General features: G+C 36.4%; 14 protein-coding genes. 13 read left to right on the top strand and 1 reads right to left on the bottom strand.

Annotated elements, in window-relative coordinates; genetic code table 11:
• Nucleotide 1 precedes the first annotated feature (1 nt).
• From infB to ACO5V7_RS00565, 3 genes are all read left to right on the top strand, one after another.
• Entirely contained in the window at nt 2–2,452 is a 2,451-nt protein-coding gene (infB, locus tag ACO5V7_RS00575; RefSeq protein WP_485484654.1) for a translation initiation factor IF-2, read from the top strand.
• A 231-nt stretch (nt 2,453–2,683) separates the two neighbouring features.
• The gene (gene rbfA / locus ACO5V7_RS00570; protein WP_485484653.1) at nt 2,684–3,043 is read left to right on the top strand and encodes a 30S ribosome-binding factor RbfA; all 360 of its coding nucleotides are present in this window, start codon (nt 2,684–2,686) and stop codon (nt 3,041–3,043) included.
• A 111-nt stretch (nt 3,044–3,154) separates the two neighbouring features.
• Nucleotides 3,155–4,309 carry a DUF819 family protein gene (locus tag ACO5V7_RS00565; RefSeq protein ID WP_485484652.1) on the top strand — a complete coding sequence of 385 codons (1,155 nt, stop codon included), beginning with the start codon at nt 3,155–3,157 and terminating at the stop codon, nt 4,307–4,309.
• Between the two features lie 46 nt (nt 4,310–4,355).
• Here the strand turns inward: ACO5V7_RS00565 and ACO5V7_RS00560 are convergent, their stop codons facing one another.
• Nucleotides 4,356–5,204: a DegV family protein gene (locus tag ACO5V7_RS00560; protein ID WP_485484651.1), complete on the bottom strand. Its 849-nt coding sequence runs from the start codon at nt 5,202–5,204 to the stop codon at nt 4,356–4,358.
• A gap of 138 nt (nt 5,205–5,342) precedes the next feature.
• Here ACO5V7_RS00560 and truB point away from each other — a divergent pair, with 138 nt between their 5' ends.
• The 10 genes from truB to dnaJ all read left to right on the top strand — a co-directional run bounded on the left by truB (nt 5,343) and on the right by dnaJ (nt 15,243).
• Nucleotides 5,343–6,245: a tRNA pseudouridine(55) synthase TruB gene (truB, locus tag ACO5V7_RS00555; protein WP_485484650.1), complete on the top strand. Its 903-nt coding sequence runs from the start codon at nt 5,343–5,345 to the stop codon at nt 6,243–6,245.
• 13 nt (nt 6,246–6,258) lie between these two features.
• Entirely contained in the window at nt 6,259–7,209 is a 951-nt protein-coding gene (ribF, locus tag ACO5V7_RS00550) for a riboflavin biosynthesis protein RibF (RefSeq protein ID WP_485484649.1), read from the top strand.
• A gap of 6 nt (nt 7,210–7,215) precedes the next feature.
• On the top strand, nt 7,216–7,647 hold the full coding sequence (locus ACO5V7_RS00545; protein WP_485484648.1) for a GNAT family N-acetyltransferase: 432 nt from the start codon (nt 7,216–7,218) through the stop codon (nt 7,645–7,647).
• Nucleotides 7,648–7,656: 9 nt separating this feature from the next.
• Nucleotides 7,657–8,952, top strand: coding sequence for an adenylosuccinate lyase (gene purB / locus ACO5V7_RS00540; protein WP_485484647.1), 1,296 nt, complete (start codon nt 7,657–7,659; stop codon nt 8,950–8,952).
• A gap of 84 nt (nt 8,953–9,036) precedes the next feature.
• Nucleotides 9,037–9,600 carry an elongation factor P gene (efp, locus tag ACO5V7_RS00535; RefSeq protein WP_005605540.1) on the top strand — a complete coding sequence of 188 codons (564 nt, stop codon included), beginning with the start codon at nt 9,037–9,039 and terminating at the stop codon, nt 9,598–9,600.
• A 54-nt stretch (nt 9,601–9,654) separates the two neighbouring features.
• Nucleotides 9,655–10,284, top strand: coding sequence for a hypothetical protein (locus ACO5V7_RS00530; protein WP_485484646.1), 630 nt, complete (start codon nt 9,655–9,657; stop codon nt 10,282–10,284).
• Between the two features lie 197 nt (nt 10,285–10,481).
• Nucleotides 10,482–11,525 carry a heat-inducible transcriptional repressor HrcA gene (hrcA, locus tag ACO5V7_RS00525; protein ID WP_485484645.1) on the top strand — a complete coding sequence of 348 codons (1,044 nt, stop codon included), beginning with the start codon at nt 10,482–10,484 and terminating at the stop codon, nt 11,523–11,525.
• Between the two features lie 17 nt (nt 11,526–11,542).
• Nucleotides 11,543–12,097, top strand: a complete 555-nt coding sequence (grpE, locus tag ACO5V7_RS00520) for a nucleotide exchange factor GrpE (RefSeq protein WP_314046683.1) — start codon at nt 11,543–11,545, stop codon at nt 12,095–12,097.
• A gap of 49 nt (nt 12,098–12,146) precedes the next feature.
• Complete coding sequence (gene dnaK / locus ACO5V7_RS00515; RefSeq protein ID WP_485484644.1) at nt 12,147–13,982, top strand: molecular chaperone DnaK; 1,836 nt, start codon at nt 12,147–12,149, stop codon at nt 13,980–13,982.
• An 88-nt stretch (nt 13,983–14,070) separates the two neighbouring features.
• The gene (dnaJ, locus tag ACO5V7_RS00510) at nt 14,071–15,243 is read left to right on the top strand and encodes a molecular chaperone DnaJ (RefSeq protein WP_455041158.1); all 1,173 of its coding nucleotides are present in this window, start codon (nt 14,071–14,073) and stop codon (nt 15,241–15,243) included.
• Nucleotides 15,244–15,276 lie beyond the last annotated feature (33 nt).

Here is a 15,276-nt window from a genome sequence, read left to right as displayed (position 1 = left end):
TATGTCGAAAACTCGCGTATACGAATTAGCGAAAGAATTGAATGTGGCTAGTAAAGAAATTATTGAAAAAGCAAAAGAAGTAGGTATTTCATATAATAGTCATATGTCTACAATGGAAGAATCTGAAATCTCAAAAATTAAAGGAGCTTGGAATTCTAAGTCTGCTACTAAACCTGCAAAGGTTCCAAAGCAAGAAGTAAAATCTGCTCCAAAACAAGAAGCGAAAAAAGCTGAAACTAAAAAAGTAGTTCCTAAGCAAGAATTGACGAAGAGAGAAGATCGCGCTCCAAAACAAGGACATCAAAAACAAAATCAAGAACGAAACCATTCTCACAACCAAAGACGTCATGACCAAAATGATAAGAGAAATCAAGAACGTCCAAATCAAAAACAACAAAATGCGAATGGAAACCGTCCTTCATTTAAGAAAGAACCAGCACGTACTGAAGCTCATTCAAACCAACAAGGACAAGCAGAACGTCCTCGTAATAACCAAAAACAAAACAATAACAACGATCGTTTCGAATCACCAAGAAACAATCGTAATAACGAAAGAAGAAACCAACAACGTTATAGCGATTCTAACAATGATGGTTTCAGCAAGAAAAACCGCAACCAAAAAGGTAAAAAAGGTAACCGTCGTGATGAACAAAAAACTAAACCAGCTGTTCCTGCACGTAAATTCCATGAATTACCAGATGTATTAGTATACACAGATGGTATGACTGTTGCTGAATTAGCGAAGAAAATCAAACGTGAACCAGCAGAAATCATCAAAAAATTATTTTTACTAGGCGTAATGGCAACATTAAACCAAGGTCTATCAAAGGACGCTATTGAATTATTGGCGGCTGACTACGGTATGGATGCTGAAGAAAAAATCGAAAAAGATATTTCTGATTTAGATGTGTATTTTGAAGAAGCAGCTTCTGAAAACGTTGAAAGTACTGTACGTCCTCCAGTTGTAACTATCATGGGACACGTTGACCACGGTAAAACAACATTGCTTGACCAATTACGTAACTCTTCAGTTGTAGCGGGAGAAGCAGGGGGAATTACTCAACATATTGGTGCGTACCAAATCAAAATTGATGGAAAACCAATTACATTCTTAGATACTCCAGGTCACGCGGCATTTACAACAATGCGTGCGCGTGGTGCAGATATCACTGATATTACTGTTATCGTAGTAGCAGCTGATGACGGTGTAATGCCACAAACAATCGAAGCGATTAACCATGCTAAAGCGGCAGATGTTCCAATTATTGTTGCTGTGAACAAAATCGATAAACCGGCAGCAAACCCTGGACGTGTGATGCAAGAACTTTCTGATTTAGGACTTGTGCCTGAAGCATGGGGTGGAGACACAATTTTCGTTGAGATTTCAGCGAAATTCAACCAAAACATCGAAGAATTACTAGAAATGATTCTATTAGTGGCTGAAGTTCAAGAATTGAAAGCAAACCCTAACCGATTAGCTTTAGGTACTGTAATTGAAGCACGTTTAGACAAATCAAAAGGGCCTATCGCAACATTATTGGTTCAAGAAGGAACTCTTAAAGTTGGGGATCCAATCGTTGTTGGTAATACATTTGGACGTGTCCGTGTAATGGTGAATGACCAAGGACGCCGTGTGAAAACTGCTTTACCTGCGACTCCAGTTGAAATTACAGGTCTTAATGCTTCACCTCAAGCTGGGGACCGCTTCGTAGTATTCGAAGACGAAAAAACTGCTCGTGCTGCTGGTGAAGAACGTGCAAAACGAGCGTTAATCGAACAACGTAATGCTTCAAGCCGTATTACATTAGACAACTTATTCTCTACATTGAAAGAAGGAGAATTGAAAGAAGTTAATGTGATTATCAAGGCAGACGTACAAGGTTCTGTTGAAGCGTTAGCATCAAGCTTACAAAAGATTGAAGTTGAAGGTGTTCGTGTGAAGATTATCCATACAGCTGTAGGGGCAATCAACGAGAGTGATATTACTCTTGCAACAGCAAGTAACGCAATTATCATCGGATTTAACGTGAGACCTACGCCACAAGCGAAAATTCAAGCGGAATCTGATCAAGTAGATATTCGCTTACACCGTATCATTTATAATGTAATTGATGAAATCGAAACAGCGATGAAAGGTATGTTAGATCCAGAATTTGAAGAAAAAATTACTGGTCAAGCAATCGTTCGTGAAACATACACTGTATCTAAACTTGGAACAATTGCTGGTTCATACGTATTAGAAGGTGTTGTTAAACGCTCAAGCTCAGTTCGTTTAATCCGTGATAACATTGTTATTTACGAAGGAGAATTAGCAAGCTTGAAACGCTTCAAAGACGATGCTAAAGAAGTTAAACTTGGATTCGAGTGCGGTATCATGATTGAAGGCTACAACGACATTAAGGTAGACGATATCATCGAAGCATACGAAATGGTCGAGATTAAAAGAAAATAGTGCGAGAAAATTCGTTATGAATCGAACCGTTGGACCGGAACACCGTAATCGACTAGGATAGTTGAGCGGATGTTTCGGGAAACGCACGTCGATTCAGAATTTTCAAGCCGTTATACAAATAGTGCGAGAAAATTCGATATGAATCGACTGCAAATACTAAATTAATATTATGATTTAAGTAGAACGAAGAGGGACTGATTGCAGTGCCTCTTTCGTTGGAAAGGAGACAAAATGGCAAACTTTAGAGTTGGACGTGTGTCACAAGAAATTTTACGTGAAGTAAATGATATCTTATCTAAAAAGGTGCGTGACCCACGTGTACAAGAAATTACAATTACTGAAGTTGAAGTAACTGGTGATCTGCAAATTGCTACCATTTACTACACAACACTTCATAAATTAGCAAGTGAGCGTCAAGCGACAGAACGTGGCTTAGAAAAGTCTAAAGGATTAATCCGTCGAGAATTAGGCAAACGTCTATCATTGTATAAAACACCTGAATTACTCTTTAAACGCGATGAATCGGTAGATTACGGAAATCATATTGATGAACTTCTAAAATCAATTCATGAAGAAGATGAACAACGATAAAATTTTAAAGGGCAAAAGGACTTCAAGCATAAAGATTCTTTTGCTCTTTTGATAAAAAAATACCATATATGGTATTTTTCAATTATATGAAAAAGTTAGACGAGGTGTTTTATGATTGATGCAAATAATACATGGGTATTGTGGTCTATTATTGTTGGAATTGCGACCATCAGTATCTTTTTAGAAAATCGATATAAATGGGCGGCTAAGATTAGTGGAGCCATTATAGGACTTTTATTAGCTGCAACTTTAAGCAATTTGGGGATTATTCCTGTAGATTCACCTGTTTACGATCAAGTTTGGGGTGTTGTAGTACCTCTAGCTATTCCGATGCTATTATTTCAATGTGATTTAAAGCAAATTTGGAAGGAAAGTGGACGGTTAGTGGTTATTTTCCTGATTAGTTCACTAGGAACAGTTTTAGGTGCATTTTTAGGGTATCTATTGTTATCAAAATCGATTCCAGTATTAAACCATATAGCAGGGATGATGGTCGGAAGTTATATTGGTGGAGGTGTAAACTTTGTTGCTGTTTCATCAGCTTTCGATATTCCAAAAGAACTCATTTCTGCAGCTACAGTAGCTGATAACTTGTTAATGGTATTCTATTTCTTAATTTTATTGATGATTCCTTCAATTGGATTCTTTAAAAAGCATTTTAAATTTACGTATAAAGAAGACGTTAAAGAGGAAGAAGAAAAAGCTTATGGGAAAGACACTGTGATTACTGTTCAAGATGTTGCATTTGTTTACGCAATCTCTGTGATTATCGTAACCATTAGCTTTACGTTATCAGAAATGATTTCGCGCTTAGGAGATAACAGCCTTATTCAACTTCTTTCGAATAAATATTTAATCCTAACGACTTTAACGGTTGCGTGTTCAACATTTTTTGCAAAACACTTCAAAAAGATTAGTGGTGCTAATGAAATTGGAACTTTCTTAATTTATTTATTCTTTGTGGTAATTGGAATTCCAGCTTCAATCGGAGCAATCATTGAAAAATCTCCATTATTACTTGTGTTCTGTGCAATTATGGTTTTCGTGAATATGGCAGTGACATTTGCTGGAGCAAAAATATTTGGCTTTACAGTAGAAGAAGCCATTCTCGCTTCAAATGCGAATATTGGTGGACCAACAACTGCTGCAGCGATGGCTATTTCTAAAGGATGGCATCGATTCGTAGCACCTACAATGCTTGTAGGGACTCTAGGATACATTATTGGTACTTATGTGGGTATCTTTATTGGACAACTATTAAACTAACAAAAAAAGCAACTAATTCTGAAAGCCAGAGTTAGTTGCTTTATTTTTATTTATTTTCTAAGTAAGTAATCGCCATAGCATCAACGCCTGTGTGGCTCATGATAATTGGTGAAGTTGTTACAATTGTGAGAGGAACATTAGGGAAGAGTTCACGTACACGAGCGATATTTCCTTCGTTAAATTCACTTAAACCAGCATGCATAATACCAATTTCTTGAATACCATTAGGAACAGCTTTCATTTCTTTAAAAATTTCATCGTATTTTTTTTGAAGAGATTTTAAACCACGGCCTTTTTGAATAATTTCAATTTTTCCGTGGATAACTTGAAGGAATAATTTAATATTAAGTAAATTTGAAAACATCCCCATTAATTGACTAATTCGTCCACCTTTAATTAAGTTATCTAAGTTAACGACTGTTAAGTAAAGGGTAGTGCGTTTCTTGGCATCTTCAACAATTTCTAGAATTTCTTCTACTGTTTTTCCTTCTTGAGCGGCTTTGGCGGCCTCTTTAACAATCATACCCATAGATCTGGAAGTGAAGGCTGAATCCACTACTGTGACATTTGTCTCAGTAATATCAGCTGCTTGGCGAGCGGCATCAACGGTACCACTAATCGAACGCATCATCTGAATCGAGATAATAGAGTCACCGTTTTTTCCAAGCTCATCGTATACTTCTACGAAACGACCAATAGATGGTTGAGCTGTTTTTGGAAGCTCGCTACTTGCAATCATTTTTTCTTTAAATTCATCTTTTGTAATCGTTACACCATCGATATAGTTTTCATCATCGATTGAAATATTCATTGGTACGATAGAGATTTCAAATTGTTTTACTTCCTCTTCAGTTAAATCTGCTGTCGAGTCCGTTACAATATATACTCTAGACATAAAGTCACTCCTATCAAATTAGTTTACATCTTATAATAGCATATTTTTCAAATAAAACCTATATTCAATATCAATGAGGAAAAGGATGAATTATGTTACAATAAGTTAGCAAATGTAAACCTTGAAAGGATGAAACGAATGGATGGAATCCTTCCATTATGGAAAGAAAGAGGCATGACGTCGTTCGACTGTGTCTATAAAGTTAGAAAATTATTAAGAACAAAAAAAGTCGGACATTCAGGAACGCTGGATCCTGAAGTAGATGGAGTGTTACCAATCTGTATTGGTAAGGCGACCAAGGTTGTTGAGAATCTTCACGAATCCAATAAAGTTTACCAAGGAGAAATCACATTAGGATTTTCAACTGAGACGGAAGATGCACATGGAAATGTTGTATCTACAACGCCTATTGAAACACCTTTTTTAAATCAAGAAATTGACGAAAGAATGCAGGAGTTTATTGGAGAAATTACTCAAATTCCACCAATGTATTCTGCAGTTAAAGTAAATGGGAAACGTCTGTATGAATACGCAAGAGCCGGAGAAGAAGTGGAACGACCTTCTCGTAAAGCAACAATTTTCGACTTCAAACGGATTTCAGAGCCAGTGTATAATGTAGATAGGAAGACACAATCATGGAAGTTTGAAGTGAGCTGTAGTAAAGGGACTTACGTTCGAACACTTTCTGTTGATCTAGGAAAATCATTGGGTGTTGAGGCGCATATGTCGCAATTAACCCGTGTAAAAAGCGGACCTTTCCATGCAGATGATTGCATTACATTAGAGCAGCTAAATGAACTTGTTGTAAACGATAAAGTTCAAGAAGCACTAAAACCAGTAGATATTGTATTCGATGAATATCCTCGAATGATTTTAACAAAGGATGAATTCGTTCGTTTTAAAAATGGTGCCCTTTTAACTCAAGATGAGTTTCCACAAATTGTTTCACCGACTGCTTGTTATTATGGAAACCAACTCATAGCAATTTATGGTCCTCATCCAGTCAAAAAAGGCTTATTAAAACCAATAAAAATGTTTTAGAAAGGAGAGAAGAATGCAAACAATTGAGTTATCACACCCTTATGCTAAAGAGTGTATTATTCAGGAACCAATTGTCCTCGCTTTAGGATTTTTTGATGGAATTCATCTAGGACATAAAGAAGTGATTACAACAGCAAAAAAAATCGCAGAGGAACGCGGTTATAAAGTAGCAGTGATGTCTTTTAACCAGCATCCATCTGTTATTTTCCAAAATGTAGATCCTGATAGCATTCAATATGTATCTCCTCTAGAACGCAAGAAAGAACTATTAAAAGAACTTGGTGTCGATATTTTCTATTTGGTTGATTTCACAAAAGAATTTGGAGCTCTTTCACCACAAGAGTTTGTAGATCAATACATTGTCGATTTAAACGCAAAGGTTGTCGTAGCAGGATTTGACTATACTTACGGGAAACGAGATATTGCGAATATGGAATTGTTACCAAATTACGCTTCTAATCGTTTTGAGATTATTTCGATTGCTGAACAAAAGAGTGAAAATGGAAAGATTAGTTCTACCGCTGTTCGTGATTTACTGCTCCAAGGTGAGATTGAAAAAGCTAACGAGTTGTTAGGTTACGACTACATTATGAATGGAGTTGTTGTTCACGGTTTTGGACGTGGTAGTAAAATGTTAGGATTCCCAACTGCAAATATTGAAGTTTCCAATGATACATTCCTTTTAAAAAATGGAGTGTATATTGTTGAGATGCTTGTGGAAGGGAAATGGATTCCTGGTATGGCTTCTATTGGAATCAATCCTACATTTGATGATGTTCATAAGGTAACGATTGAAGTGAATTTACTCGATTTTGATAAAGATATTTACCACCTTCCAGTTCGGGTGAAATGGTTAAAATATTTAAGACCAGAATTGAAATTTGACGGAATAGATGCGTTAATCGCTCAATTAAAGAAAGATGAACAAGATACAAGAAATTATTTCAAGACAAAGAGAGGTTGATTCTCGATGTGGTATTTAAAAAACTATGATGAACTAACGAAGGAAGAGATTGTTGCGATTTACAAAGCCAGAATCGAAATCTTTATTGTCGGACAAGATTTGAATTATCAAGAAATTAACGATACGGATAAAAAATCATGGCATTTATTTGAAATGAATGATGTTCATGAAGTAATTTCTTATTTACGCATTATCCCTGAAAAGGATAAAGTTCGTCTTGGTAGAGTGTTAATAGACAAGCGATACCAAGGGCAAGGAAAAGGTCGTGCGTTGTTAGAGCGCGCAAAAGAAGTTTGTAAAGAGTGGTTTATGGATACTATAATTGAGGTTCATGCACAAGCACACTTAGTAAAATTATATGAATCACTCGGGTTTGAAGTTATTTCAGAACCATACGATATTGTTGGTATTTCACACGTTACAATGGAGTTGTATTAGGAGGAAATCATGATTACACGTTATACACGTCCAGAAATGGCAAAAATTTGGTCTGATGAAAATCGTTATAATTGTTGGCTAGAAGTTGAAATCTTAGCAGATGAAGCTTGGGCGGAATTAGGAGAAATCCCTAAAGAAGACGTAGAAAAGATTCGAAAAAATGCGAAATTCACAGTTGAACGTATTTTAGAAATCGAAGAAGAGACAAGACATGATGTCGTTGCTTTTACAAGATGTGTCTCTGAAAGTCTTGGAGAAGAAAAGAAATGGGTTCACTATGGCCTAACAAGTACCGACGTAGTGGATACAGCTTACGGGTATCAATTAAAACAAGGCAACGACATTTTACGAAAGGACTTAGCGGACTTCTTAGAAATCATTAAAGAAAAAGCACTAGCGTATAAAGATACAGTTTGCATGGGAAGAACGCATGGAGTTCACGCTGAACCAACAACTTTCGGCTTGAAATTAGCCTTATGGTATTCAGAAATGAAACGCAATATCGAACGTTTCGAACGTGCTGCAAAAGGGGTTGAAGCGGGTAAAATTAGTGGGGCGGTTGGTACTTTTGCCAATATTTCTCCAGAAGTAGAAGCCTATGTGTGTGGAAAGCTAGGAATTCGTCCTCAAGAAATCTCGACACAGGTCTTGCCTCGTGACTTGCATGCGGATTACATTTCTACTATTGCATTAATTGCTACAAGTATTGAAAAATTCGCGACAGAAATCCGTGGACTACAAAAATCTGAAACACGTGAAGTAGAAGAGTTCTTTGCAAAAGGGCAAAAAGGATCTTCAGCAATGCCACATAAACGTAATCCAATCGGATCTGAAAATATGGCGGGACTTGCTCGTGTCATTAGAGGACATATTGTTACAGCGTATGAGAACGTGAACTTATGGCACGAACGTGATATCTCACATTCTTCAGCTGAACGTATTATTATTCCAGATAGCACAATTCTACTCAACTATATGCTTCGTCGTTTCGGTAATATTATTAAAAACTTGACGGTGTTCCCAGAAAACATGTTACGCAATATGGATGCGACTTTCGGACTTATTTACAGTCAACGTGTGTTATTGAAACTTATCGACAAAGGAATGAGCCGCGAAAAAGCGTATGATTTAGTGCAGCCATGCACTGCTAAAGCATGGGATGAAAAGTTAGCTTTCCGTTCTGTTTTAGAAAACCAACCAGAAATTATGTCGACACTTTCAAAAGAAGAGATAGATGATGCATTCGATTATCATTACCATATTAAAAATGTAGATTTAATCTTTAAACGAGTTGGTATTTTATAAAATTCAAATTTTACTGAATATAGTGCATTTTCAACGAAAATGTGGTATAAATAGAAAGTAAAATTTAACAAAAGGAGTCAGAAAATGATTAACGTAAGTGATTTAAAAGCTGGAATGACATTCATTCTTGATGGAAAATTAATTAAAGTGTTGGAAATCAGCCACCACAAACCAGGTAAAGGGAACACAGTAATGCGTATGAAAATCCGTGACGTTCGTAACGGTTCAACAGTTGATACAACAATGCGTCCTGATGAAAAAGTTGAACGTGCACACATCGATACAAAAGATGTTCAATACTTATACAGCCAAGATGGCGTTGGAGTATTCATGGACTTAGAAACATACGAACAATACGAAATTCCTGAAGAAACAATCGAACAAGAATTGAAATACATTCTTGAAAACATGGAAGTAAAAATCCAATTCTACGGTTCAGAAGTAATCGGGGTTTCATTACCATCAACAGTTGTATTGCAAGTTACTGAAACTCAACCATCAATTAAAGGCGCTACAGTTACAGGTTCTGGTAAACCAGCTACAATGGAAACAGGTTTAGTAGTTAACGTTCCAGACTTCATTGAAGCAGGAGAGTATTTAGAAGTTAACACTGCAGAAGGTACATACGTACGTCGTGCTACAAAATAATAAGACTAAACAGGTGAGTTCTTCACCTGTTTTTTGTTTAAAAGGAAAATGATGATGATTAACATTAAAAAAATAAAGTTATTCTATAACTATAATAGTTTAAAATACAAAAATCCTAATCGATTTCCTGATTCCAAAAAGGAAATGGAACAGATAAAATCGTGTGGACAAGAAGCCCGTAAAGAGTTTGAGAAATTAACAGAATTATTTTCTAACCTTCTTCAAAATTTTAAACCAGAACCGATTAGCCAATGGATGAATCAGGCTCAAATCATTAGACCTTCTTTTTGGAGATATTTTATCGAAGAAGGGCATGAAAAAGGAGATCCAACGTTTGCAATACGCCTATACGAAGAGAATAAAGAAATTGGCGTATATGTTGAACTGAGTATTATTGAGAGAAAGTTGAATGAAGATTCGCTTACAAAACAAAATAAAGTTCTAAGAGAAGCTTTGGATTTTCGTTGTGTCTATGTTGCTTCTGATTCTAAAAAGAATATATTCGAATATCCTTACAATGAAGAAAATAGAAAGTTTTTACTAAATGAAGTGGAATGCGGAAATCTTCGTAAAGTTATTATTAGAGTTCCTATTAAGGTTACCAATGATGAAATTAAAATAAGAAAAGATTTGGAAACAGCCTTGAATGAATTAATACCTATTTATCAATCGATTTATAAATAATAGTGTTTTCTAATAATGTTACATTCAAAGTAAAAAGGTTAAAGTTGTCATCTTTTAAACAACTTTGACCTTTTTATTTTATTTCATTAAAATCGGTCTAAAGTCCTAGTATTTTCATGTTGACTTAATTTGACCAATGTGTTAAATTATAAATGTGGTTAGCACTCGTCTTAGTCAAGTGCTAAAGAGAGGTGACTATGATGTTAACCAATAGACAATTGCTAATCTTACAATTAATCATACAATTATATACGGAAACGTTGGAACCAGTCGGGTCTAAAAAGTTGATGGAAGTTGCAGAATTACCTTTTAGTTCAGCAACAATTCGCAATGAAATGATGAAGTTAGAAGAGATGGGGTACCTAGAAAAGAACCATACCTCTTCAGGACGAGTACCTTCTAATAAAGGTTACCGTTACTATATTGACAATATCTTGCCAGGACAAAAGCAACCAGTTCCTTTAAGCATTCGAAATCAAATTCGAGAGGTTTTCCAACAGTCCACATTAGAGATTCAAGATGTATTTCGTTTATCGGCAGATATATTATCAACGTTAACAAATTACACCGCAATTTCTTTTGGACCTGAAGTGAAAACTGCAACATTATCTGGTTTTAGACTTGTTCGATTAAACCCAAATCAAGTGATGGCAATCGTTGTTATCAGCAATGGTTTAGTTGAAAACAAAGTCTATACAATTCCAGGGACGATTGATGATAGTGATTTAGATAAAGTAGTTCGTATCATCAATGATGAGTTAATCGGAGTTCCGTTAGATATCGTTGCTAAACGATTAAAAACGGATTTACCAATTCTAATGAATCGTTATATGAATTCTCAAATTCAGATTGTCAAAGTGATTCAAGAGATGATGAATCGATTTGAAAACGATCGAATGCATGTTGCTGGTAGAAGGTATTTGCTCAATTATTTTGATCATCATGCTAACGTTGATCATCTTAAAGGAATCTATCAATTGATGGATGATCAAACGAAATTACATCGACTTGTTATAAATGAGAATCAAGATATTCAAATAAGGTTAGGCTCGGAAATGGATCATCCGTTACTTGGGGATTTTAGTTTAGTAACAGCAAGTTACAAGACACCAAACCAAGATACAGGATTGATTGCATTACTTGGACCCAAGAATATGCCGTATTCGAATGTGTTATCAATTGTAAAAGGACTCAGGGAAGAGTTAGCAACCACGATAGAAGATTATTATCGTAACTTATAAAGTAAGGAGATGAAATCTTGGAAACAAACGAACAAAATATTAAAGAAGAATTAAATGAAGAAAATGTAGTGACAGATGAAACTCCTCAAGAAGAAGTTACTGAAGAAACCACAACAGAACTTTCGAATGAAGAGAAATTACAACAAGAAGTAGAAAGGTTAAACGATCAAGTGTATCGACTTTCTGCTGAAATCTCAAACATTCAAAAAAGAAACGCTAAAGAAAGACAAGATGCTGCAAAATATCGCAGCCAAAGTCTTGCACAAAACTTATTAAACGTGATTGATAACCTTGAGAGAGCGATTGCTTCTCCAAGTGAATCAGAAGAAGCTCAAAACCTTAAAAAAGGTGTTGAGATGGTGTATGAAGGTTTCCTTTATGCACTAAAAGAAGAAGGAATCGAAGAAATCGACGCTTTAAACCAACCGTTTGATCCAACCTTACATCATGCTGTTCAGACTGTTCCTGTTGAAGAAGGTCAAGAAGCAGACCGCGTGGTGCAAGTGTATCAAAAAGGTTATAAATTAAAAGATCGAGTATTACGACCAGCGATGGTCATCGTTTCACAATAAGAAGTCGATTCTTAGAATAATAAATTTAATTAATAGGAGTGAATTAAATATGAGTAAAATTATTGGTATTGACTTAGGAACAACAAACTCAGCAGTAGCTGTTTTAGAAGGTAACGAAGCAAAAATTATTGCAAACCCAGAAGGAAATCGTACAACACCATCTGTTGTAGCGTTCAAAAATGGAGAAATTCAAGTAGGTGAAGTTGCAAAACGTCAAGCTGTAACTAACCCAAATACTATTGCTTCAATCAAACGTCACATGGGTGAAACTGGATATAAAGTAGAAATCGAAGGTAAATCATATACACCACAAGAAATTTCAGCAATGATTCTACAATACTTAAAAGGGTATGCTGAAGAATATCTTGGAGAAAAAGTTGAAAAAGCAGTTATTACTGTACCTGCATACTTCAACGACGCACAACGTCAAGCAACAAAAGATGCTGGCCGTATCGCTGGTTTAGAAGTTGAACGTATCGTTAACGAACCAACTGCAGCGGCTCTTGCATATGGTTTAGATAAAGTAGACCACGAAGAAAAAATCTTAGTATTCGACCTTGGTGGTGGTACATTCGACGTATCTATCCTTGAATTAGGAGATGGCGTATTCGACGTATTATCTACAGCTGGTGACAACCATCTTGGTGGGGATGACTTCGACCAAAAAATTATTGATTTCTTAGTAGAAGAATTCCAACGTGATAATGGTATTGATTTATCAAGTGATAAAATGGCTATGCAACGTTTGAAAGATGCTGCTGAAAAAGCTAAGAAAGACTTATCAGGTGTATCTCAAACTCAAATCAGCTTACCATTCATTTCTGCTGGTGCAGCTGGACCATTACACTTAGAAGTGACATTAACTCGTGCCAAATTTGATCAATTAACTCAAGATTTAGTAGAACGTACAAAAGAACCAGTTCGTCGTGCTTTATCTGACGCAGGTTTATCAGCTTCTGATATCGACCAAGTGTTATTAGTTGGTGGATCAACTCGTATTCCAGCAGTTGTAGAAGCTGTACGTAAAGAAACTGGTAAAGAACCTAACAAATCAGTAAACCCAGACGAAGTAGTAGCGATGGGTGCTGCAATTCAGGGTGGAGTTATCTCTGGCGATGTGAAAGACATCGTATTATTAGACGTAACACCTTTATCACTTGGTATTGAAACAATGGGTGGCGTGTTCACTAAATTAATCGATCGTAACACTACAATCCCAACAAGTAAATCACAAGTATTCTCAACAGCTGCGGATAACCAACCAGCAGTAGACGTACACGTATTACAAGGTGAACGTCCAATGGCTGCGGACAACAAGACTTTAGGCCGCTTCCAATTAACAGATATTCCTGCTGCACCTCGTGGTGTGCCACAAATCGAGGTAACATTCGATATCGATAAAAACGGTATTGTAAATGTCCGTGCTAAAGATTTAGGAACTGGTAAAGAACAAGCAATTACAATCAAATCTTCTTCAGGTTTATCAGATGAAGAAATTGAACGTATGGTAAAAGATGCAGAAGCAAATGCTGAAGCAGATAAAAAACGTAAAGAAGAAGTAGATTTACGTAACGAAGTTGATCAATTAATCTTCACTGTTGATAAAACATTGAAAGAATTAGATGGTAAAGTAGATGCTAGCGACGTTCAAAAAGCTGAAGCAGCTCGTGATGAATTAAAAGCAGCTGTTGAAGCAAATGACTTAGACGCTATGAAAGTGAAACGTGATGCTTTAAATGAAGTGGTACAAAACTTAACTGTTAAACTTTATGAACAAGCAGCCGCAGCTCAACAAGCAGCAGGTGCTTCTCAAGAAGGACCAACAGAACAAGCATCTTCAAATAATGATGGCGTTGTTGACGCTGACTTCGAAGAAGTAGATTAATATTTGCTAAGAAGATAGGGTGTAAGACTACTTTGTAGCCTTACGCCCATATCCTTTGTAAACTAAGAAAGAAAAGGAGGGGCAATTAGTGGCCAAAAGAGATTTATATGAAATTTTAGGCGTATCAAAAGATGCCTCTGAAGCAGATATTAAGAAAGCTTATCGTAAACTATCTAAAAAATACCATCCAGATATTAATAAAGAAGCTGGAGCAGATGAAAAGTTCAAAGAAATTGCTGAAGCTTATGAAATATTAGGTGACGCTCAAAAACGTGCAGCCTATGACCAATACGGACATGCTTCTTACGATCCGAATTCTGGGTTTAGCGGCGGAGGATTCGGTGGTGGATTTGATGGTTTTGGAGGATTTGGCGGTAATGGAAACTTTACTGGCGGATTCGAAGATATCTTTAGTAGTTTCTTCGGCGGTGGAGGTAGTCGTGCTGATCGAGCGAATATGCCACGTCAAGGGGCTGACCTTCAGTATGTCATGGATTTAACATTTGAAGAAGCTATCTTTGGTAAAGAAGAAACGATTCATTACCATCGTAGTGACGAATGTCAAACGTGTCATGGTAGTGGAGCAAAACCTGGAACAAGTCCAACAACATGTTCTAAATGTCATGGTTCAGGTGTAATCAACGTTGAAAGAAATACACCATTTGGTCGTATGATGAGTCAAACAACTTGTGATGTGTGTCATGGTACAGGACAAGAAATTAAAGAAAAATGTCCAACCTGTCACGGTCATGGTCAAGTAGATGAAACACATAAAGTCAAAGTGAAAGTCCCTGCTGGGGTTGAAGATGGAAACCAAATGCGCCTTCAAGGACAAGGGGAAGTTGGTTTCAATGGTGGGCCATATGGTGACCTTTATGTCATCTTTAGAGTCGCACAAAGCAAGACATTCAAACGTCAAGGAGCAGATATTTACTATCAACTTCATGTGAACTTTGCCCAAGCTGCTCTTGGAGATGAGGTCGATGTACCAACTGTTCACGGTAAAGTAAAATTAAAAGTTCCTGCCGGAACGCAATCAGGAACCATTTTACGTTTACGTGGTAAGGGAGCTCCAAAACTTCGTGGTACAGGAAATGGTGACCAACATGTTGAAGTCATCGTAGACACTCCTAAGAAGCTTACAGATAAGCAAAGACAAGCTTTACAAGTATTTGCTAATGAGGAAGGAACAGAACTTCATAATGGCGAAGAAAACTTCTTCGACAAAATGAAGAACGCATTTAAAGATACATTTGAATAAATGGAAAAAGAACTTAGCATATTCGTTGCTAAG

The sequence above is a fragment of the Granulicatella sp. genome (assembly GCF_057274575.1).
The sequence above is the reverse complement of the archived record's forward strand: the minus strand, read 5'-3'. Positions and strand labels throughout refer to the sequence as shown.

Excerpts from the sequence above, each read along its gene's own strand:
- ACO5V7_RS00565 (WP_485484652.1), top strand. The coding sequence starts at position 3,155 with ATGATTGATGCAAATAATACATGGGTATTGTGGTCTATTATTGTTGGA.
- rbfA (WP_485484653.1), top strand. The coding sequence starts at position 2,684 with ATGGCAAACTTTAGAGTTGGACGTGTGTCACAAGAAATTTTACGTGAA.
- hrcA (WP_485484645.1), top strand. The coding sequence starts at position 10,482 with ATGATGTTAACCAATAGACAATTGCTAATCTTACAATTAATCATACAA.
- efp (WP_005605540.1), top strand. The coding sequence starts at position 9,037 with ATGATTAACGTAAGTGATTTAAAAGCTGGAATGACATTCATTCTTGAT.
- infB (WP_485484654.1), top strand. The coding sequence starts at position 2 with ATGTCGAAAACTCGCGTATACGAATTAGCGAAAGAATTGAATGTGGCT.
- ACO5V7_RS00560 (WP_485484651.1), bottom strand. The coding sequence starts at position 5,204 with ATGTCTAGAGTATATATTGTAACGGACTCGACAGCAGATTTAACTGAA.
- truB (WP_485484650.1), top strand. The coding sequence starts at position 5,343 with ATGGATGGAATCCTTCCATTATGGAAAGAAAGAGGCATGACGTCGTTC.
- dnaK (WP_485484644.1), top strand. The coding sequence starts at position 12,147 with ATGAGTAAAATTATTGGTATTGACTTAGGAACAACAAACTCAGCAGTA.
- ACO5V7_RS00545 (WP_485484648.1), top strand. The coding sequence starts at position 7,216 with ATGTGGTATTTAAAAAACTATGATGAACTAACGAAGGAAGAGATTGTT.
- purB (WP_485484647.1), top strand. The coding sequence starts at position 7,657 with ATGATTACACGTTATACACGTCCAGAAATGGCAAAAATTTGGTCTGAT.
- ribF (WP_485484649.1), top strand. The coding sequence starts at position 6,259 with ATGCAAACAATTGAGTTATCACACCCTTATGCTAAAGAGTGTATTATT.
- ACO5V7_RS00530 (WP_485484646.1), top strand. The coding sequence starts at position 9,655 with ATGATTAACATTAAAAAAATAAAGTTATTCTATAACTATAATAGTTTA.